This window comes from Streptomyces sp. NPDC021100 (assembly GCF_044333095.1).
GTDB lineage: Bacteria > Actinomycetota > Actinomycetes > Streptomycetales > Streptomycetaceae > Streptomyces.
The window spans coordinates 406,315-425,530 of the sequence record NZ_JBIRQH010000001.1; the positions used below are offsets into that span (position 1 = coordinate 406,315).

A 19,216-nucleotide genomic window follows, 5' to 3' on the forward strand; every position below is an offset into this window, starting at 1 on the left:
ATGCCGCGCCCCGCCCGCGTCGCCTAAGCTCTGCTGCTGGTACGACTGTTCGGTTCCTGTGGGGGGAATGCCGCGCGTGACCAACATCCCGGAGACCGGCGGCCGGACGCCGCGGATCCGCATACGGCTCGTCGTCGTCCAGATCCTCGTCTTCTCGCTGCTCCTGACCCTGGGCGGGCGGCTGTGGTACCTCCAGATCCGCAAGGGGGACGAGTACGCGGCGGAGGCGACCGGCAACCGCGTGCAGCGGTCCGTCCAGCCCGCCGTGCGCGGTTCGATCCTCGACGCGCGCGGTGTGCCGCTGGCGGACAACGAGAGCCGCCTGGTCGTCTCCGCGTCCCGCACCGAGCTGTCGAGGGCGAAGGACCGCGGCAAGGCGGTGCTGACCCGGCTCGCCGGGCTGCTGGGGATGGACCCGAAGGAGGTCATGGCGAAGGTCCGGCTGTGCGACGCGAAGACGCCCCGGCCGTGCTGGAACGGTTCTCCGTACCAGCCGATCCCGATCACCGACAAGGCCACCACCCGGCAGGCGCTCCAGATCCGGGAGCGCGCCGAGGACTTCCCCGGCATCACCGCCGAGCCCACGGCCGTGCGCCGCTACCCCGCCCCCGGCGAGGCCAACACCGCGCAGGTCCTCGGCTACCTCTCCCCCGTCACCGACGAGGAGGTCGACCGGGCCAAGGACACCGACTCGCCCTACCTGCGCTCGGACATGATCGGCCGGTCCGGGCTGGAGCGGCAGTACGACGGGGTGCTGCGCGGCAGGGCCGGTGTGACCCGGCACGAGGTCGACAAGCTGGGACGCGTGATCGGCACGGCCGAGAGCGACCCGCCCGTGCCCGGTTCGAACCTCGTCACCAGCATCGACGCCCGCGTCCAGCGGGTCGCCGAGTACGAGCTGAACGAGGCCATGAAGGCCGCCCGCAAGGAGTGGGACCACAACACCGGCGAGAACTACAAGGCGGACTCCGGCGCCGTCGTGGTGATGGAGGCGAAGACGGGGCGCGTGGTGGCCATGGCGTCCGCCCCGACGTACGACCCGAACGCCTGGGTGGGCGGCATCTCGGCCGCCGACTACCGGAAGCTCACCGGCGAGGACTCCCACCACCCGCTGCTCAACCGCGCGATCCAGGGCCAGTCGGCGCCCGGTTCGATCTTCAAGGTGATCTCCACCACGGCAGCGGTCGACGCGGGCCACTCCTACGACGGGCCCTACGACTGCTCCAGCTCGTACCGGATCGGCAGCCAGGTCTTCAAGAACTTCGAGTCGGCGAACCACGGCCCGATCTCCCTGGGCCGCGCCCTGGAGGTCTCCTGCGACACCGTCTTCTACCGGCTCGCCCACGACGAGTGGCGGGCGGACGGCGGCCTCCGGGCGAAGGACGGCGCCGGCGACTGGTTCCACCGCACGGCCCACCGGTTCGGCCTCGGCAGGACCACCGGGATCGACCTGCCGAACGAGGTCCCGGGCCGGATCCCCGACCGCCGGTGGAAGCAGCGGTACTGGGAGGCCAACAAGGACGCCTGGTGCAAGCAGGGCAAGAAGGACGGGAGCTACGCCGAGCGGATCGCCTACGACAACTGCCGCGGCGGCGACCTGCTGCGCCCCGGCGACGCCGTGAACTACTCCATCGGCCAGGGCGACACCCTCGTCACGCCCATCCAGATGGCGAGCGTCTACGCGGCCCTCGCCAACGGCGGCACGCTCTACACGCCCTCCGTCGGCAAGGCGGTGATCAGCCCCGACGGGAAGAAGGTGCGGGAGCTCGCCCCCAAGGCACGCGGGAAACTGCCCGTGACCAAGCGGTTGCGCGACGAGATGGACCAGGCCCTCGCGGGCGTCGTCACCCGGGGGTCGGCCGCCTGGCGCTTCGGCGGCTGGCCGCAGGACCGGATCCCGCTGCGCGCCAAGACGGGTACGGCGGAGGTCTACGGGAAGCAGACCACCTCGTGGTTCGCCACCTACAGCGACGACTACGCGGTGGTGATGACGATCGCGCAGGGCGGCACCGGCTCCGGCGCCTCGGCCCCCGCCGTGCGCAACATCTACAGCGCGCTCTACGGCGTCTCCGGGAAGGGCGCGATCGACCCGAAGAAGGCGCTGCTGCCCACGCCGCAGAAAACCCTGCCGAAGATCGACGCGGACGGGACCGTCGAGGAGCCGAAGACCGGGAAGTACCGGCCCGACGAGCAGGGCGATACGCAACCGCCGGCCACCGGGACGCCGGCCCCGGGGCGCGGGCGGCGCGACTGACGGCCGTTCGCGAGACGCCGGTGCGGAATTCCGGCGGGCCGCAAGAGGAAGTGGCGACCGTCACAGCCATTTCTTTTCCGGATACCCCCTGACCTGGTCACCGGGGGTCCGCGGGGCGTGTAAAGTATTTCTCGCAAGCCCGCGCTCGTAGCTTAACGGATAGAGCACTTGACTACGGATCAAGAGGTTGCAGGTTCGAATCCTGCCGAGCGCACCGCAAAGAACCCGCTTCGTTTCGACGAAGCGGGTTCTTTTGTCGTCCTGTGAGCATTCCCCCGCGGGAGGGGGCGCCGCAGGGCGCCCCCGGTCCGCCTCAGGTCTTCGGGAGTCAGATCTTCGGGAAGCTGAAGCCGTACCCCTGCTGCTTCAGCCACGGAAGCGTTTCTTCCATCGCGGCCATGGTCTGGCTGCGGTCGCCGCCGGCGTCATGGAAGAGGATGGTGGGGCCGCTGGGGACCTCGCGCTTGACGTTGGCCACGATGCGCGCGACGCCCGGGCGCTGCCAGTCACGGCTGTCGACCTGCCAGCCGAGCGGCCGCATCCCGTGCGCGGCGGCCACCTTGCGGCTGTACGGGGTGAACGCCCCACCGGGGGCGCGGTAGTACCGCACCTTCACTCCGTCCCCGGCGGCGTCCTCTATCAGCTTCTGGGCGTCGAGGATCTGGCTCGCCTGGTAGGACTCGGGGCGTTTGTCCATGGACGTGTTGTGGTCCATGGAGTGGTCGCAGAGCCGGTGCCCCTCCGCGACGACCTTCTTGACGAGGGACGGGTACTCCTTGGCGCGCGGACCTATCATGCAGAACGTCGCCTTGACGTCGTTCCGGCGCAGCAGGTCCAGCACCTTGGGCGTCCAGACGGGGTCGGGGCCGTCGTCGATGGTGATGTTGACGACCTTGCCCGGGCTCTCGCTGTCGTGCGAGATCTCCTCCGACACCGGTCCGCCCGCGTCGGGTTCGGCGGCCTTGCCCCGCTCGCGGGGCACCTTCGCCGACGGGTTCTTGGCGTCGGCGGCGACATGCTTGCCGCCTCCGTCGTCCGACGCCTGGTTGGCGACGGCCACCGAGCCCAGTATCACCGCCACGAGCGCAAGGCCCGACCCGGCCGCCACCGCGATGTGCCGCCCCCGCCCGGTAGTTCGCGTCATGAACGATCCACTCCCTCGCACGCCTGTCTGTTCCCTGCCCGCGAAGACGTGCTTGTACCGCATGCCGTTCCGTTATGCGGTATCGCTCACAAAACAGTGACAAAGCAGGCGCTCACGCGCCTGAGACGTCCTCAATCACCGTACGGCGGTCACTCTTCCGGCTTTCCTCCGCCATCTTCTCCCGGAATGCCGTCCTCCTTCACGTCCGGCGCTTCGCCCTCCGCGATCACGGCGGCCACTTCGGCGACGCGGGCCGCTTCTTCGGCGGCGAAGCGCCGGGCGTCGAGCCGTTCGGCGAGTTCCTCGTCCTCGGCCATCAGCCGGTCGAGGCTGGCGTCGCCCAGGTCGAGGACGCCGAGGTCGAGGTAGGCGCGCTGGAGGCGTTCGCCCCACAGCCCGATGTCCTTGACGCAGGGGACGATGCGGCTGAACAGGAGCTTCCGGAAGGCCCGGACGTAGTCGGACCGTTCGCTCAGCTCCACCGCTTCCGCGGCCGGGATGCCGAAGTCGACGAGGACCTCCTCCCCGCGCAGCCGGTTCCGCATCAGGTGACAGCCCTCGATCACGAACTCCTCGCGCTCGCGCAGCTCCGCGTCACTGAGCTGTGCGTAGTAGTCGCGCAGCGCCAGCCGGCCGAAGGCGACGTGCCGGGCCTCGTCCTGCATCACATACGTGAGGATCTGCTTGGGCAGCGGCTTCTCGGTGAAGTCGCGCAGCATGCCGAACGCGGCGAGGGCGAGCCCCTCGATGAGGACCTGCATCCCGAGGTAGGGCATGTCCCAGCGGGAGTCGCGCAGGGTGTCGCCGAGCAGTCGCCGGAGGCTGGTGTCGACGGGGTAGAGCATCCCGATCTTCTCGTGCAGGAAGCGGCTGTAGACCTCCACGTGCCGGGCCTCGTCCATGGCCTGGGTGGCGGAGTAGAACTTGGCGTCGAGGTCCGGCACCGACTCGGTGATCCGGCTCGCGCAGACCAGCGCGCCCTGCTCGCCGTGGAGGAACTGGCTGAACTGCCAGGCGGCGTAGTGGCGGCGCATGTCGCGCCGGTTCGCCTCGCCCATCCGGTCCCAGTACGGGGTGTTGTACACCAGCATGTTCTCGTCGGGGACGCCGAGCGGGTCGTAGGGATCCACGTCCACGTCCCAGTCGATGCGCCTGTCTGCGTCCCACTGCTTGTCCTTGCCCTTCCGGTAGAGGGCGAGGAGCCGTTCGCGGCCCTCCTCGTACTCCCAGCCGAAGCGGGCGGCGCCGCTGGCGGGGACCTCCCACAGCGGCTCGTCGGGCTCGTGCGCGTAGAGCTCTCGCGTCGCCATCGGACGCCTCCTTCGCTTCCTTCGCTCGCCGTCCCCCGCCGCTCGCCACTGTGGGCAGGCTCACACGGCTTTTGACTGGCGGTCAATCGGCCGGAGCGATTCGTGTCGTACGGGGCGGCAGGGGCTCCCGGGGGTCTTGACGGGCTTGCTGACACGCAGTCTTATAAGCAGGTAACCCCGGGTAACCCGCATATGAGGTGGGATCAGGCATGGCAGCAGACCCGATGACGCCGGCCGGCACGGCCGGACCCGCGCTCCGCGACGCGCTCGGGCCGCTCAAGGACCGAGAACGGATCGCCGAGCGCCTGCTGGAGTCCTCGGCCAGACACTCCTTCGACCCGGACACCGAACTCGACTGGGACGCCCCGCCCGAGGACGGCAAGTGGTACTGGCCCCCGGAGCTCGTCTCGCTCTACGGGACGCCGCTGTGGCGGCGGATGTCCGAGGAACAGCGCATGGAGCTCTCCCGGCACGAGGCCGCCTCGCTCGCCTCGCTGGGCATCTGGTTCGAGATCATCCTGATGCAGCTGCTCGTCCGGCACATCTACGACAAGCCGGTGACCAGCGCCCACGTCCGCTACGCGCTGACCGAGATAGCCGACGAGTGCCGGCACTCCAAGATGTTCGCCCGCATGATCCAGCACGGCGGCGCCCCCACGTACCCCGTCGCCCGGCTGCACCACAACCTGGCCCGGATCCTGAAGACGATCTCCACCACCCCCGGCTCGTTCGCCTGCACCCTGCTCGGCGAGGAGATCCTCGACTACATGCAGCGGCTGACGTTCCCCGACGAGCGGGTGCAGCCGCTGGTGCGCGGCGTGACCCGGATCCACGTCGTCGAGGAGGCGCGGCACGTCCGGTACGCCCGGGAGGAGCTGCGCCGCCAGATGAAGACGTGCCCGCGCTGGGAGGCGGAGCTCACCCGGCTGAGCTGCGGGGAGGCGGCCCGCGTCTTCTCCGTCGCCTTCGTCAACCCGGCCGTCTACACCAACGTCGGCCTCGACCGGCGCGAGGCGGTCGCCCAGGTGCGGGCGAGCGGGCACCGGCGCGAGGTGATGCAGGCGGGCGCCAAGCGGCTGACCGACTTCCTCGGGGAGATCGGGGTGCTGCGGGGGCCCGGGCGCCGGCTGTGGCGCAGTTCCGGCCTGCTGGCCTGAGCGGGCCGCGGGCACCGGCCGGGCGTCGCGCCGGCTGCCGTACCCTGCCCTGCATGACCGGCAGCGGAACCACCTCCTACCGCCGGCTGGGCGTCGCCCAGCGCCGCGCCCAGCTGATCACCGCCGCGCTCGGCCTGTTCGCCCAGCGGCCGCCCGAGGACGTCTCCCTCGACGACGTGGCGGCGGCCGCCCAGGTGTCCCGGCCGCTGGTCTACCGCTACTTCCCGGGCGGCAAGACCCAGTTGTACGAGGCCGCGCTGCGCAGCGCGGCGGACGAGCTGGAGCTGTGCTTCGCCGAACCGCAGACCGGCCCGCTGACCGTCCGGCTCGCCGCCGCCCTCGACCGCTACCTCGCCTTCGTCGACGGGCACGCGGCCGGGTTCGGCGCACTGCTCCAGGGCGGCAGCGTCGTCGAGACGTCGCGGACCGGCGCGATCGTCGACGAGGTGCGCCGCACCGCCGCCGGCCACATCCTCGCCCACCTCCAGGTACCCGAGCCCGGAGTGCGGCTGCGGATGACGGTCAGAACGTGGATAGCGGCCGTCGAGGGCGCGTCCCTGACCTGGCTGGACGAGGGGAAGCGGCCGCCCGTGGAGGAGCTGCGGGACTGGCTGGTCGACCACTTCGTCGCCCTGCTCATCACCACGGCGGCGAGCGACGAGCAGACCGCGCGGGTGACGCGGGCGGCGCTCGCGCTGGAGCCGGCGGACGGGGTGGTGACGCGGCTGGTGCGGCGGTTGGGGCCGGTGCTGGCGGAGGCGGGGCATCTGCTCTGACGGCGCGGGCGCGCGGGGGCGCGGGCGCGCCCGTACGCTCGTACGGTGCGAAGCGAAGAAGTGCCCTTCGAGGGCGGGCCCCTCGACGGGCGGGTACTGCCGGTGCTGCTGGGACCGACCGGGCACCCGCCGAAGGTCTACGAGGTCCCGGTACCGGACGCGGCCGGCGGGCCGCCCACCGTCCTGGTCTACCGGCGGGCGCAGGCCGGGGTGACGCGGCGGCTGGGGCTGCCGCGGGGCTGGAAGTACGTGTACGACCCGGAGGAGCGGCGGAGCGAGGGGGTCCGGTGGCCGTGGTCCCGCCCTCGGCCTCGGCCTGAAGCCGGGTCTGAAGCCGGGGGTGAGCAGCCGCCGTCCGGGTGAGGGGGCGTCGCCCGGACGGTGTGCGGCTCGGGCGGTTCCGCCCCTGGCGCCCTAAAAGTACGACCGGTCCGTGACACGATCGCCGCGGAGGTGAACCCCCGTGTCAGGACGGCTGGTGCGCTGCTTCTGCGCCGTGGCGCTGGCCGCCGCCGTCGTGTCGGCGGCACCGCCGCCCGGGGGCCCGGCGGAGCCGCCCTCCGGTGAGCGGTCGGTCGGTGCCCTGCTCACGCGGCTGCGGACGCTCTACCGGCAGGCCGAGGCGGCCACGAAGGAGTACGAGGCGGCGGGGCCGGCGCTGCGGCGGGAGCGGGCGGTCGCCGATCGGGCGGCCGAGGAAGTGGCCGGGGCGCGGGTGGCTCTTGCTCGGAGTCGGGACGAGGCGGGGGCGCTGGCGCGCGAGCAGTACCGAAGTGGGGCGGGTGCTCTCTCCCCCGCCGTCACCCTTCTGTTCGCCGCGGACCCGGAGGGGGTTCTTCGCCGGCGGCACGAGCTTGAGAGGGCGGCGGCGGGGCGGGCGGGAGTGCTGTCGCAGCTCGCCTCGTCCGCGGCGCGGGCGGAGGTCGTCGCGCGGCGGGCTCGGGTGGCACTGGATGCTCAACTGACGCTGGCGGATCGGCGGGAGCGGCGGCGGGAGGGGGCGCGGCGGGGGTTGGACGAGGTGGAGCGGGTGCTGGCCGGGCTTACGGACGGGGAGTTGGCGGCGCTGGGAGCGCCGGGTGGTGGGGTGCCCCGGTCCCGCCCTTTCGCCGTTTCCTGGGGCTGCGCCCCAGACCCCGCTTGTCGCGGCTTCGCCGCTCGTCCTCAAACGCCGGACGGGCTGCGATCAGCCCGTCCGGCGTTTGAGGACAACCGCGCGGAGCGCGGTTTCAGGGGGTCTGGGGGCTTGCCCCCCAGGAAACGGCGAAAGGGCGGGACCGGGGCTCACCCCCCACCCACCTCCCGGAGGTACGCCTCCGCCCGCTCCTCCTCGTAGAACCACCCCTCGAAATCCGACGGATCGTCGTACCCGTTCGCGAAGCGGTCCGCGACCGGCTGGCAGCCGGAAGCCGCCCCGATCAGCCGCTGAACGTGCAGCGGCAGCGGCGCGAGCATCGCGTTCGTCCAGCGCGTGGCGTGGCGCGCCGCCAGGGACCAGTGGCGGTCGGAGACCGAGCGCATCCACGCCTCGTCGAACGGCCCGTCCCCCCGTTCGACGATCGCCGCGAGGCACGCCGCCGCGGACTTGGCCGCCGAGTTGGCGCCCTGCCCGGTGACCGGGTCGTCGACGACGACCGCGTCGCCGATGCCGAGGACGAGGCCCCCGGAGGGGAGCCGGCCGACGGGGTCGCGGACGACGGGGGTGTAGCGGCCGGCCAGTGTGGCGCCGGGGTCGGTGAGTTCGACCTGGGTGGCGCGGCCGTACTCCCAGGGGGCGTAGCGTTCGATCAGTTCGAGCATGCGGGCCAGGTGCTCCGCCGGGCTCTCGCCGGCGCCGAAGACGTCGAGGGGGCCGCCGGGGAGGCCCTCCCAGAAGAGGATGTCGGCGCGGCCGGAGAGGGTGAGGGCGGGGATGACGAGCAGTTCGCCGACGCCGGGTACGAGGGTGCAGCGGACCGCGTCGTACTCGGGGTGTTCGGGGCGCGGCCCCAGGCCGTGGACGTAGGCGAGGGCCAGGCAGCGCTGCGGCGCGGCGTACGGGGAGCGGGCGGGGTCGCGGTCGAAGAGGGAGACCAGCTCCCCCTTGCCGGCGGCGACCAGCACCAGGTCGTAGCGGCCGGCGAAGAAGTCCAGGTCGCAGACGGTGGCGCCGTGGAGGACCAGGGTGCCACCGCGGGCCGCGAAGGTCTCCAGCCAGCCGGCCATCTTGAGCCGCTGGTCGACGGAGCGGGCGGGCTCGTCGAGCCGGCCGACCCAGTCGACGATGCGCCGCACCCTTCCGGCCGAGGCCGGGACCGGAGCCGCGGCCGGGAGGGGTGGGCCGGCCACGGAGTAGCCGAAGCCCTCGATGCCGGGGGCGTGCTCCTCCCAGAAGCCGAGGCCGAGTTCGCGTTCGTGCCGCAGGGCGGTGCCGAACATGACCTGGGTGGAGGTGACCCGGCCGGCGCGCATCTCGTCCGGGGTGCGGTTGGAGAGCAGCGTCACGTCGTAGTCCCGGGCCTGGAGGCCGAGGGCGAGCTGGAGACCGGACTGGCCGGCGCCGACTATGAGGATGCGTCGCATGGTCCGTTCATCCGGGGGTGACGTCGAGGGCGCGGCCGACCAGGATCAGCAGCGAGTCGACGACCGTGTTCCGCTTCCGCGCATCCATGATCACGATCGGGACGTGCGCGGTCAGCGACAGCGCCTCGCGCACCTCCTCCGCCTCGTGCCGGGGCGTCCCCTCGAAGTGGTTGACGGCGACGATGTACGGCAGCCCGCTGCTCTCGAAGTAGTCGAGGGCGGGGAAGCAGTCCGCCAGCCTGCGGGTGTCGCACAGGACGACGGCCCCGATGGCGCCGCGGACCAGGTCGTCCCACATGAACCAGAACCGCTGCTGGCCGGGGGTGCCGAACAGGTAGAGGACGAGGTCGGGTTCGAGGGTGATCCGGCCGAAGTCCATGGCGACCGTGGTCGTGGCCTTCTCCGGGACCGCGACGGCGTCGTCCACCTCCTCCCCGGCGACCGTCATCACGGCCTCCGTGCGCAGCGGGGTGATCTCCGAGACCGAGCCCACGAACGTCGTCTTGCCCACGCCGAAGCCGCCCGCGATGACGATCTTCGTGGCGGCGGGGGCCCGGGTGCGGCCGTCCGGGTCGTGCTGCGGGCGCTCCCGTGCGGGTTCGGAGCCCGCTATCGTCTCCGTCTCAGATCCTGCGAAGTCCACACTGGACCCTTTCGAGCAGCGCGCGGTCGGGCCGTCCGGTGCCGTGACCGGGGCCGTAGACGCGGATTCTTCCCTGGTCCGCCAGGTCGCCGAGGAGGACGCGGACCACCCCGAGCGGCATTCTGAGCAGCGCGGAGACCTCGGCTACGGCCCGGAGTCCGCGGCAGAGCCCGACGATGGCGCCCGCCTCGGGGACCAGCCGGGCGGCCCCCGCCTCACCGGGCCGCCGCTCGTGGGTCTGCACGAACGTCTCCACCTGGAGGACGTGCCCGCAGGGGGCGCGTCCGCCCGCGGCGGAGTACGGGCGGACGCGGGCCGTCCGGCCCCGGCGCGCGGGCGCCGGGTGCGGGGCGGGCACGGCGCAGCCTCCGGTCACCTGACCGCCTCCACCGACTGCCGCAGTTCGCGCCGGAGTTCGGGGGTCAGGACGTGTCCGGCGCGGCCGACGAACAGCGCCATGTGGTAGGCGACGACGCTCATGTCGCAGTCCGGGGCGGTGTGGACGCCCAGCAGTGAGCCGTCGCTGATGGTCATGACGAACAGGCTGCCCTCCTCCATGGCCACCATGGTCTGTTTGACGGTGCCCCCGTCCATCAGGGACGCGGCCCCGGTGGTCAGGCTGCCCAGGCCGGCGACGATCGTCGCCAGGTCGGCGCCGGAGTGCCGGGGGCCGTCCACCGGGCCGTCCAAGGGGCCGCCGCCGTCCGGCCGCCGGCACGGGTCGGAGGAGAGCAGCAGCAGGCCGTCGGAGGAGACGACCGCCACCGACCGGACGCCGGGCACCTCCTCGACCACGTCGGTCAGCAGCCATTGGAGGTTGCGGGCCTCGTGACTCAGCCCGTAACCGGCGCCGCCGGAGGGCAGTCCGGCGCCGCCGGGGATTCCCGGGGTGCCGACAGGGGTTCCGACGGGGGTGACGGGGGTCGCCCCCCGGGAAAATGCAGTCAACCGCGTGCCTCCTCGACATCGCCGACGTCACCACCTGCGTGCGGCGCCTCCGCCCGGCGTCGCTCGCCCTCGCGCCCCGCGAGCTCCTGCTCGACGTCGCGCCGCCCCTCCCGCGCCCCCTGCTGGAACCCGGCGAGCTTGGCCCGCAGGGCTTCCGCGTCCACGCCCTTGCGGACCTGCCGGCCCGGTGGCACCACCACGGCCTGCGGCACCGAACGCGGGGTGCGCTTGGGCAGCCCGCTGCCGGTGAGGACGCCTTCCGCCGAGCCCGTCGGGTACGGCCCCGTCGGGTACGGGTCCGGGGCGGCGGGGGGCCGGGCGTGCCGTCCGCTCCCGCCGGGCTGGGCGGGGACGGTGGGGCGGCCCTCCGGGCTGAGGGGACGCACCTCGGGCGGGACGACGGGAGCGGCGCCCCGCTCGGGGACGATCAGCTGGATGGTCGCGTCGTCCGGTGGCCCGGAGGCCGCCGGCTGCGGTGCGAACCCGGCCATCCGCCGCGAACGGCCGTTCATCATGTGCGAGTTGACCTCCGCCGCGGCGCCCGGCAGCTGCACGGCCGGGGCGGCGGAGGCGCCCGGCACCGGGGGCGCGGCCTGCGGCTCGGCGACGGGCGGCGGGCCCGCGGGCAGCAGCCGGGCGGGCAGCACCACGACGGCAGTGATGCCGCCGGGCCGCTGCTCGCGCAGCTGGACGCGGACACCGTGCCGGGCCGCGAGCCGGGCGACGACGTAGAGGCCGAGGCCCATCACGGCGTCGTCCGGAACGCCCGCCGGGCCCGGACCCGGCGGTTCCGGATCGGCCTGCGCCAGCAGGGAGTTGATCTGCTCCAGACGGTCGGGGGCCATGCCGATGCCCTCGTCCTGGACGGACAGCATCACGTCGCCGTTCTCCAGCAGCCACCCGGAGACCTGCACGGGCACGTCCGGCGGCGAGAACGCCGTGGCGTTCTCCAGGAGTTCGGCGACCAGGTGGCTGATGTCGTCCGAGGCGAAGCCGGCGAGCTGGGAGCGGGCCGGGAGGGAGTGGATGCGGACCCTCTCGTACCGTTCGATCTCGCTGACGGCGGCCCTCAGCACGTCCAGCAGCGGGACCGTCCCCGCGTGCCCGCCGACGTGCTCGGAGCCGGCCAGGACCAGCAGGTTCTCGCTGTGCCTGCGCATCCGGGTGGCGAGGTGGTCGAGTTTGAAGAGGACGTCGAGGCGGTCGGGGTCGGCCTCGTGCGCCTCCAGCCCCTCGATGACGGTGAGTTGCCGCTCGACGAGGCCGAGGGTGCGCAGCGACAGGCTGGCGCAGGTGGTGTGGGCGCGTCCGGCGAGGCCGGCGAGGTGTTCCTCGCGGTCCCGGTCGCGGACGCGCAGCGCGTCGCGCTCGTCGGCGAGGTCCTGGCGGGCGGCGTCCAGCCGGGCGCGCTCGGCGTCCAGCAGGGTGATGCGCTCCCGCTGCCGGACGACGGTGCCGTGCAGGACGTTGACCGAGCGGGCGATCTCCGCGAACTCGTCGTCCCGGCCCTTGAAGGCGACCGGTTCGGTGCCGCCGGGGTCGGCGCAGACCCGGCGGGCGCCCTGCCGGAGGGCGGCCAGCGGGCGGGTCAGCGAGCGGGTGGCCCGGACGCCCCCGAACAGGGCGGCGGCGAAGCACAGCGCCACCAGCCCGGCGCGGATCTGGAAGGCCGTCACGTCGCGCTCGTGGACCCGCGCCAGGTGGTCGGCCTCGGCGGTGGCCAGGTCGGACTCGACGCCGCGCATCCGGTCGAGGCGGGTGGTGAGCAGGGCGCGCACCGGCCCGGCGTCCTGCACCCGCTCCCCGGCGACCAGGGCGGGGAGCCGGGACTCGGCGGCGGACACGTCCGGGCCGCTCACCTCCCGGGCGTAGGCGTCGCGGGCCTTGGCCGGGGCGAGCTGGGCGAAGTCGGCGCGGGCGGCGCGCTCACGGGTGTCGGTCTGCTGGGCGGCGGCGGCCAGTTCGGGGCGTTCGCGGTGGGCGGCGGAGGCGGCGTAGGAGGCGAGGAGCAGGCCGCGGGTGGCGGACGCCTCCTCGACCGCGCGGCCGAGCAGCGCCACGGCCTGCCCGTCGCCCGTTCCGGCCCGTTCGGGCAGCCGGGCCGCGAGGGTGCCGGCGACGCCGTGCAGGGCCTGCACGGTGGAGGTGTAGGTGCGGAAGACGGTCAGCGGGTCGGCGGAGCCGGTGAGGACGGTGCGCCGCTCCCGCGCCAGGCCGTCGAGCCGGGTGCGGACCGCCTCGGGGAGCCCGGCGCGCGTCGTCGCCGAGGTGAGGAAGGCGCCGAGCCGCCGGTCCGTCCGGGCGCGTCGGGCCGCGAGGGTGGCCGGTACGGGGCCGCGGCCGGCCGCCGTGTACTCGGTGACCGCGTCGCGCTCGTCCGCCAGTTCGTGGGCGAGGCGCACGGCGTCGCCCGCGGCCTCGGCCATGGGGACGAGCCGCGCGGTGTCCGCCGCGTCGCGGCAGGCGTCCGCGACGCCCAGCGCGCCCGCGCCGAGGACCGCCAGGGAGGCGGTCGCGACGGAGAGGACGAGCCGGTTGCGGGCGCGGGCGGTGCCCTCCGGCACCCCCGTGGTCTGTCGCTCCCGTCGCCCGCCCCGAAGCCGCTTCTTCCGCACCGGTGCTCACAATCCGCTCTCGTCCGGTCTGGGTCCCGCCCACCCCTGGCGCTGACTGGACCTTGTCAGCACGGGGGCGGGGCGGGCGCCGGTCATCCGTCCGCCACACCCGAAGGTGTGGGGTTCCGTCCCGGAAGTTGCCGTGATCGTCCACCGGCCGCACGCCGCCCCCGCCGCATAGGTGGGAATGCCGTGCCGCCGCGTCCGCCGCCCCCGGCAACCGCCACCCGGTAAACCGCTCGGCCCGCCGGAAGGATGCGCGCCAACCGCCGCGGAAATCACGGCTCGTGCACACTGGCCCCATGCGCATCGAGCTGGCCACCCGGCCGGGCGACCCGGCCCGGCCCAACGAGGACTTCGTGTCGGCGGTCCTGCCCGCCTCAGGACGGGGCGGCGCGCTGGTGCTGCTGGACGGCGTGACGCCGCCGCCGGACGGGGACGACGGCTGTGAGCACGGCGTTCCCTGGTTCACGGCGCGTCTGGGCGGCGCACTGCTGGAACTGTGCGCCACCCGGCGCGAACTGACGCCGCGCCAGTGCCTGGCCGACGCGATCACCCGCACCGCGGACGCCCACCGGGCCGGCTGTGATCTCGGTCACCGCCGCACCCCGCAGGCCACCGTGGTGGCCGCCCGCTGGGACGAGGAGCGGGTGGAGTACCTGGTGCTGTCGGACTCCGTCCTCCTGGTGGAGGGCGCGGACGGCGCGGTGACGCCCGTGCTCGACGACCGGATCGCCCGGCTGGCCGCGCTCGGCCCGGTGACGGACGCCCACCGCAACGCCGAGGGCGGCTTCCACACGGCCGCCGCCGACCCGGCCGTCACCGAGCTGGCCGTCACGGGCGTCCTGCCGCGCGCCGGGGTCCGCGCGCTGGCCGCGCTCAGCGACGGCGCGGCCCGCTGGGTGGAGGTGTTCGCCGAGGGCGACTGGGCCGCCTGCGCCGCCCTGCTGGCCAAGAGCGGCCCGCGCGCCCTCGTCGACCGGGTGCGGGCGGCGGAACTGGCCGACCCGGACCGGCGGCTGTTCCGGCGGGGGAAGGTGCACGACGACGCGGCGGCGGTGTACGCGGAGTTGTAGCGGGTACCCGTGCGGAACGGCCGTCCGCCGCCCCGTACCCGCCGCTCCCCCGGGAGACCGATGAACGATCCGCTCGCGGGGCCCCGGCCGGCGCCGGCGGGGCCGTCAGCCGCCCAGAGTCGTGTTCAGCCGGTGCAGCAGCCGGGCCAGTTCGCCGATCTCGGCGCGGTCCCAGTCGGCGAGCTTGCGCATGTACTGACCCCGGCGGGCGTCGCGGACGCGGCTGAAGCGGGCGTGCCCCTCCTCGGTGAGGGCGACCAGCGAGGCGCGGCCGTCGGCCGGGTCGGGGGTGCGGGTGACAAGGCCGAGGTCGCCCAGGGCGCGGAGTTGGCGGCTCATGGTGGCCTTGCCGACGCCGAAGTAGGCGGCGAGGTCGGTGGCGCGCTGGCGGCCGGCGTCGGCCAGCCGGACCAGCAGGCCGTAGGCGGCCGCTTCCAGCTCGGGGTGGACCTCGCGCGCCATCTCCCCCGAGGAGGCGCGGGCGCGGCGCAGGAACACGGAGAGCTCGCGTTCCAGGGCGAGGAACGGGTGGTCCTCACCACTGGCGGTCCGCTGGTCCGTACCGCCCTCCTCGGGAGGCGGCGTGGTGGTCTGGTGCACGAGGGGCCCTCTCCGGCTTTCCAGTACGTGAAACTTTGCCCGGGTCGCGGCAGGTCGCCGCAGCTCCGTCAGTATTTCGCAGGATTAGACCAACGACGGCACCCCGGGGGCCTATCCCCGATACCGCTACCCGCGTAGTTTGCGGAGTGGGCATATCTATGTCATGGCCGCGCCAATGGGCGCCCACCGATCGGATCCTCCCCCACCGAGGTCCCGGAGGCAGCATGTCCGCACTCCCCCGCCCCACCAGCCCCCACGCCCGCCGCAGATCCCCCGCGCCGGCACCCGTCCGCACCCTCCTCACCGTCCTGCTCGCCGTGTGCGCCCTGCTCGTCGCCCTCCCCGGCACCGCGCGCGCCGCCGCCGGCGGCTTCGCCCCGCCCCGCCCGGGCCACCCGGACCGCGACTGGATGGGCTCCACCGTCCGCCTCCACGAGGGCGGCGAGGCCGGCAACGCACCGGAGTGGGTGACCGCGTCCGTCGAGGGCGTGGACGTCAGCAGCCACAACGGCAACGTGGCCTGGAGCACCCTCTGGAACTCCGGAGACCGCTTCGCCTACGTCAAGGCCACCGAGGGCACCGGCTACACCAACCCGTACTTCACCCAGCAGTACAACGGCTCGTACAACGTCGGCATGCTGCGCGGCTCCTACCACTTCGCGCTGCCCGACCACGCCGACGGCGCCGCCCAGGCGAACTACTTCGCCGACCACGGCGGCGGCTGGTCCGCCGACGGGCGGACGCTGCCCGGCGTGCTCGACATGGAGTACAACCCCTACGGCGACATCTGCTACGGGATGAGCGCCGGCGCCCTGGTCGACTGGATGACCGACTTCTTCCGCACCTACCGGCAGCGCACCGGCCGCGACGCCGTCCTCTACACCTCCACCGCCTGGTGGCAGCGGTGCACCGGCGACTACGCCGGCTTCGGCGCCGTCAACCCGCTGTGGATCCCGCGCTACGCGAGCTCGCCGGGGACGCTCCCGGCCGGCTGGAGCTTCCACACCTTCTGGCAGTACACCGACACCGGGCCGGTGGTCGGCGACCACAACCGCTTCAACGGCTCGCAGTCCCGCCTCCAGGCGCTGGCCGACGGCTGAGGGCCGACGGCCGGGCCGCTGACGGCTGACGAGGCGGCCTCACGGCGGGCCGTGCCCCCGGCACATCGGCGCCGGGGGCACGGCTCTCACACGCGTCGGTGAACGGCCGTCAGCCGCAGGTGCCGGCCGGGCGGTGCCGGGTCACCAGGTCGGTGTAGCCGGTGGTCGCGTCGGTCCACACCACGCGGGTGCCGGTGTCCGCCGCGCCGCCCAGCTGCTCGCCGCGGTTGCAGGAGACCCGGCCCTTGCGGGCGCCGTCCGGCGAGAACTGCCACAGCTTGGACAGCGTCTCGTTGCGGTACTGGGTGTCCGGGGTCTGCGCCAGGACGGTCACCGCCTCGTCGGAGGCCGTGAGCAGCACGCCGCGCAGCGCGTCCTTGCCCGTCGCCGGGCTGATGTCGACGACGTTCCCGCCGTCCAGGTCCGCCCTGCGCACCGCGGTCAGACCGGTCTCGTAGTCCGCCGTGCTCAGCCAGAAGACGTGCTTGCCGGTGATCGCGGTCGGGCCGGCCTCGGCCGTGGCGTCGGTCAGCTTGACCGTGGTCCGGGCGCCGCTGGCGACGTCCAGGATGCCGACGTCGTTCCGGTACGCGCCGTCGACGCGGTGCTCGTCGGCGAAAGCGATCCGGCCGTTGTGCAGCGAGGGGTGGTTGGTGCGGTTGAAGCGGCCGGTGCCCGCGGAGGGCGGGATGCGGACCGGTTCGTCGTCCTGGCCCATCCGGAGGTACGCCGCCGCGGTGTAGCCGCGCCGCCCGTGCAGCTCGAAGGCGACCGTCTTGCCCTCGACCGCCAGCGAGGTGAAGCGGTAGCGGCTGGTGGCGAGCACCTTGACCGGCCCGCCGGCCAGCGGCCGGGCCAGCAGCTGGATGTCCCGGCCCTTGTACGACATCCAGACCACCGTCTTGCCGTCGGTGACCGGGTCGACGTGGAAGCGGCCGTCGTTGGGGCTGATCAGCTTGGGCGCGCCGGTGCCGTCGGTGCGGCCGGCCCAGACGGAGTACGCCTCGGTGCCGTCGTCGTTGGACTTGGACGCGGCCCACCAGCCGCCGCCCGCGCCCGCGCGGCTCTCGTTGGTGTTGACCCGGCCCAGCAGCTGGTCGGAGTCCACGCCCATGGCGAGCTCCCAGCCGGGGACGATGCCGTGGGCGTTGAACGAGCGCTCGACGGTCCGCAGTTGGGCGTCGGTGACCTTGAGGTCCCTGGCCGCGGCGAGCACGGCGTTCCGGCCCTCGGTGAAGCCGTCCAGCGGGGTCATGTACTCGGTGAGCGCCTTGTAGACGATCTTGTCGGCGAGGGTCTTGTCCAGGTCCTGGCGGATGTCCCACAGGGCGCCGGAGAAGATCGTCGAGTTGAGGTGCACACCGCCGTTGTCGGTGCCGAAGCCCACGCCGAGGAAGGACTTGGAGGTGGTCCTCCCGTCGTTGAGGTCACGGAACGCGCAGTCGCGCGGCGACTTGGTGCGGCACAGCGACTCGCCGAGCAGGCCGGAGTCGGGGTCGTCCATGGCGATGCCGCGGGCGTCGTTCTTGATGGCGTTGCCGAAGTAGTCGGCGATGGCCTCGTTCATGGCGCCCGACTGGCCGGCGTAGACGAGGTCCGCGGAGTTCTCGACGACGCCGTGGGTCATCTCGTGGCCGACGACGTCCAGGCCGGCGGAGAGCGGCCGGTACTCGGCGTCGCCGTTGCCGTACACCATCTTGGTGCCGTCCCAGAAGGCGTTGACGTACGGCAGGCCCCAGTAGCTCACGCCGACCAGGGACTTGATGGCCATGCCGCGGCCGTTGAGGCTGTTCCGGCCGTGCACGGTCCGGTAGTAGTCATAGACCTTGCCGGCGGCCCAGTGCGCGTCGACCGCGCCCGACTCGGTGGCGTCCTTGCCGAACGCCGGGTCGGCGGAGCCGAACTCCTTGACGCCCTCGGGCCAGGTGCCGGAGGTCTCGTCGACGGACTTGCCGCGGGCGTCCCAGGTGGACAGCTCGTTGTGGGTGCTGTCGCGCATCCGGGAGAGGTCGCGCATCACGTACTCGTTGCGCGTCGCGTCCTTGGTGACCTGGAGGTCGACGGACTTGCCGTCGAGCCGGACGCCGGTGCCGGTGGCGCCGTCCTGCGGCCCGTCGGCCGCCGCCGCGCTCCGCCGCGCGGCGGTGCGGGAGGCGTCCGCGGCCTTGCCCTTGCCCGCGTCGGCGCTCGGCGCGCCGAACGTCTTGATGGCGCTGTACTGGAGGACCGGGTAGCCCGACGTGGCGTCGATGTACACCTCCTGCAGCACCGGCCGGCCGGTGGCCGGGTCGGCGCCGCGCACGGTGACGTGCTGGGTGAGCACGCCCTCGCCCTTGGGCAGGACGACCAGGCCGCGGGCGGTGCCGGTGAGCGGGGGCGCCTTCTCGGTGTCGTCCGCGCTCTTCCGCGGTCCGGCCGCCCGCTGCGCGGCGAGCCGGTCCTCGGTGGCGCCGACGGCCCGTTCGACGGCCAGCTCGGCGTCGACGTCGGGGGTCGTGGTGGTCTTCAGCCCGGTGAAGTACTTGCCGGAGGTGCCGGTGACGACGCGTTTGCCGTCCTTGTGCTCCATCCGCACGACGTACTGGCCGCCCAGGACCTCCACGCCCCGGTGCCGCTGCTGGAGCCGTACCGTCTCGGTCGTCCCCGAGCTCAGGGTCTGCACCGGCCGCAGGTCGCGGCCCGGGTCGGCGATGCGGTAGCGGCTCTTCTTCTCCGCGAGGTGGCCGCGGGCCGCGTCGGCGGGACTGCCGCCGGCGGCGGCCGGCTCGCGGATGCCGCGGACCAGGGCCGGGGTCGCGGTCTTGCCCGCCGGGATCACCTGGCCGGGCCCGTCCGCCGGCTTCCCCGGGTCGGCGTGGGCCGGAACCGCCGAGACGACGAGTGCGGCGGCGCCGATCAGCGCCGCCGCACCCGATATGCCGGTCTGTGCTCTGCTGGTTCTCGATCTGCTGGCTCTGCCTGAACGTGCTCCGGTACTGCGCAAGGTCTCCCCCTCGGTACGCGCCGGACGGTCGAACCGCTCCACTCGGTG

The 19,216-nt window shown here is 73.6% G+C and carries 15 protein-coding genes and 1 tRNA gene; 7 read left to right on the plus strand and 9 right to left on the minus strand.

The window, feature by feature from the left end:
* Window positions 1-76: 76 nt before the first annotated feature.
* Complete coding sequence (mrdA, locus tag ACH4PU_RS01885) at window positions 77-2,254, plus strand: penicillin-binding protein 2 (RefSeq protein WP_398264537.1); 2,178 nt, start codon at window positions 77-79, stop codon at window positions 2,252-2,254.
* A 141-nt stretch (window positions 2,255-2,395) separates the two neighbouring features.
* Window positions 2,396-2,468, plus strand: a tRNA-Arg gene (locus tag ACH4PU_RS01890).
* Window positions 2,469-2,582: 114 nt separating this feature from the next.
* Here the strand turns inward: ACH4PU_RS01890 and ACH4PU_RS01895 are convergent.
* Both ACH4PU_RS01895 and ACH4PU_RS01900 read right to left on the minus strand, forming a co-directional pair.
* Complete coding sequence (locus tag ACH4PU_RS01895) at window positions 2,583-3,398, minus strand: polysaccharide deacetylase family protein (RefSeq protein WP_398264539.1); 816 nt, start codon at window positions 3,396-3,398, stop codon at window positions 2,583-2,585.
* A gap of 149 nt (window positions 3,399-3,547) precedes the next feature.
* On the minus strand, window positions 3,548-4,708 hold the full coding sequence (locus tag ACH4PU_RS01900; RefSeq protein ID WP_398264541.1) for a ferritin-like domain-containing protein: 1,161 nt from the start codon (window positions 4,706-4,708) through the stop codon (window positions 3,548-3,550).
* A gap of 209 nt (window positions 4,709-4,917) precedes the next feature.
* Here ACH4PU_RS01900 and ACH4PU_RS01905 point away from each other — a divergent pair, with 209 nt between their 5' ends.
* Genes ACH4PU_RS01905 through ACH4PU_RS01915 form a run of 3 tightly spaced genes read left to right on the plus strand, consistent with a single transcriptional unit; the run spans window position 4,918 to window position 7,004 of the window.
* Entirely contained in the window at window positions 4,918-5,865 is a 948-nt protein-coding gene (locus ACH4PU_RS01905) for a diiron oxygenase (RefSeq protein WP_398264543.1), read from the plus strand.
* A 53-nt stretch (window positions 5,866-5,918) separates the two neighbouring features.
* Window positions 5,919-6,641 carry a TetR/AcrR family transcriptional regulator gene (locus tag ACH4PU_RS01910; RefSeq protein WP_004955925.1) on the plus strand — a complete coding sequence of 241 codons (723 nt, stop codon included), beginning with the start codon at window positions 5,919-5,921 and terminating at the stop codon, window positions 6,639-6,641.
* 45 nt (window positions 6,642-6,686) lie between these two features.
* Window positions 6,687-7,004 carry a hypothetical protein gene (locus tag ACH4PU_RS01915; protein ID WP_398264546.1) on the plus strand — a complete coding sequence of 106 codons (318 nt, stop codon included), beginning with the start codon at window positions 6,687-6,689 and terminating at the stop codon, window positions 7,002-7,004.
* Window positions 7,005-7,925: 921 nt separating this feature from the next.
* Here the strand turns inward: ACH4PU_RS01915 and ACH4PU_RS01920 are convergent.
* The 5 genes from ACH4PU_RS01920 to ACH4PU_RS01940 form a co-directional block, all read right to left on the minus strand.
* Window positions 7,926-9,203, minus strand: a complete 1,278-nt coding sequence (locus tag ACH4PU_RS01920) for a styrene monooxygenase/indole monooxygenase family protein (RefSeq protein WP_398264548.1) — start codon at window positions 9,201-9,203, stop codon at window positions 7,926-7,928.
* Window positions 9,204-9,210: 7 nt separating this feature from the next.
* Window positions 9,211-9,816, minus strand: a complete 606-nt coding sequence (locus ACH4PU_RS01925) for a GTP-binding protein (protein WP_398265325.1) — start codon at window positions 9,814-9,816, stop codon at window positions 9,211-9,213.
* A 10-nt stretch (window positions 9,817-9,826) separates the two neighbouring features.
* The gene (locus ACH4PU_RS01930; protein ID WP_398264550.1) at window positions 9,827-10,222 is read right to left on the minus strand and encodes a DUF742 domain-containing protein; all 396 of its coding nucleotides are present in this window, start codon (window positions 10,220-10,222) and stop codon (window positions 9,827-9,829) included.
* Entirely contained in the window at window positions 10,219-10,710 is a 492-nt protein-coding gene (locus tag ACH4PU_RS01935; protein WP_398265328.1) for a roadblock/LC7 domain-containing protein, read from the minus strand. Before ACH4PU_RS01935 ends, ACH4PU_RS01930 begins: the two co-directional genes overlap by 4 nt.
* 80 nt (window positions 10,711-10,790) lie before the next feature.
* A complete protein-coding gene (locus ACH4PU_RS01940) occupies window positions 10,791-13,358 on the minus strand; it encodes a nitrate- and nitrite sensing domain-containing protein (protein WP_398264552.1) in 2,568 nt (855 codons plus the stop codon).
* A 353-nt stretch (window positions 13,359-13,711) separates the two neighbouring features.
* Here ACH4PU_RS01940 and ACH4PU_RS01945 point away from each other — a divergent pair, with 353 nt between their 5' ends.
* A complete protein-coding gene (locus tag ACH4PU_RS01945) occupies window positions 13,712-14,485 on the plus strand; it encodes a protein phosphatase 2C domain-containing protein (RefSeq protein ID WP_398264554.1) in 774 nt (257 codons plus the stop codon).
* A 105-nt stretch (window positions 14,486-14,590) separates the two neighbouring features.
* Here ACH4PU_RS01945 and ACH4PU_RS01950 read toward each other — a convergent pair whose 3' ends face one another.
* Entirely contained in the window at window positions 14,591-15,085 is a 495-nt protein-coding gene (locus tag ACH4PU_RS01950) for a MarR family winged helix-turn-helix transcriptional regulator (RefSeq protein ID WP_185940188.1), read from the minus strand.
* Window positions 15,086-15,309: 224 nt separating this feature from the next.
* On the opposite strand from ACH4PU_RS01950, the gene ACH4PU_RS01955 reads away from it, so the two are divergent.
* A complete protein-coding gene (locus tag ACH4PU_RS01955) occupies window positions 15,310-16,185 on the plus strand; it encodes a lysozyme (protein WP_398264557.1) in 876 nt (291 codons plus the stop codon).
* Window positions 16,186-16,294: 109 nt separating this feature from the next.
* Here ACH4PU_RS01955 and ACH4PU_RS01960 read toward each other — a convergent pair whose 3' ends face one another.
* On the minus strand, window positions 16,295-19,168 hold the full coding sequence (locus ACH4PU_RS01960; RefSeq protein WP_398264559.1) for a M4 family metallopeptidase: 2,874 nt from the start codon (window positions 19,166-19,168) through the stop codon (window positions 16,295-16,297).
* Between the last annotated feature and the right edge of the window lie 48 nt (window positions 19,169-19,216).

Coding starts and splice junctions, on each gene's coding strand:
- ACH4PU_RS01895 (WP_398264539.1), bottom strand. CDS start 3,398: ATGACGCGAACTACCGGGCGGGGGCGGCACATCGCGGTGGCGGCCGGG.
- ACH4PU_RS01900 (WP_398264541.1), bottom strand. CDS start 4,708: ATGGCGACGCGAGAGCTCTACGCGCACGAGCCCGACGAGCCGCTGTGG.
- ACH4PU_RS01905 (WP_398264543.1), top strand. CDS start 4,918: ATGGCAGCAGACCCGATGACGCCGGCCGGCACGGCCGGACCCGCGCTC.
- ACH4PU_RS01910 (WP_004955925.1), top strand. CDS start 5,919: ATGACCGGCAGCGGAACCACCTCCTACCGCCGGCTGGGCGTCGCCCAG.
- ACH4PU_RS01920 (WP_398264548.1), bottom strand. CDS start 9,203: ATGCGACGCATCCTCATAGTCGGCGCCGGCCAGTCCGGTCTCCAGCTC.
- ACH4PU_RS01945 (WP_398264554.1), top strand. CDS start 13,712: ATGCGCATCGAGCTGGCCACCCGGCCGGGCGACCCGGCCCGGCCCAAC.
- ACH4PU_RS01955 (WP_398264557.1), top strand. CDS start 15,310: ATGTCCGCACTCCCCCGCCCCACCAGCCCCCACGCCCGCCGCAGATCC.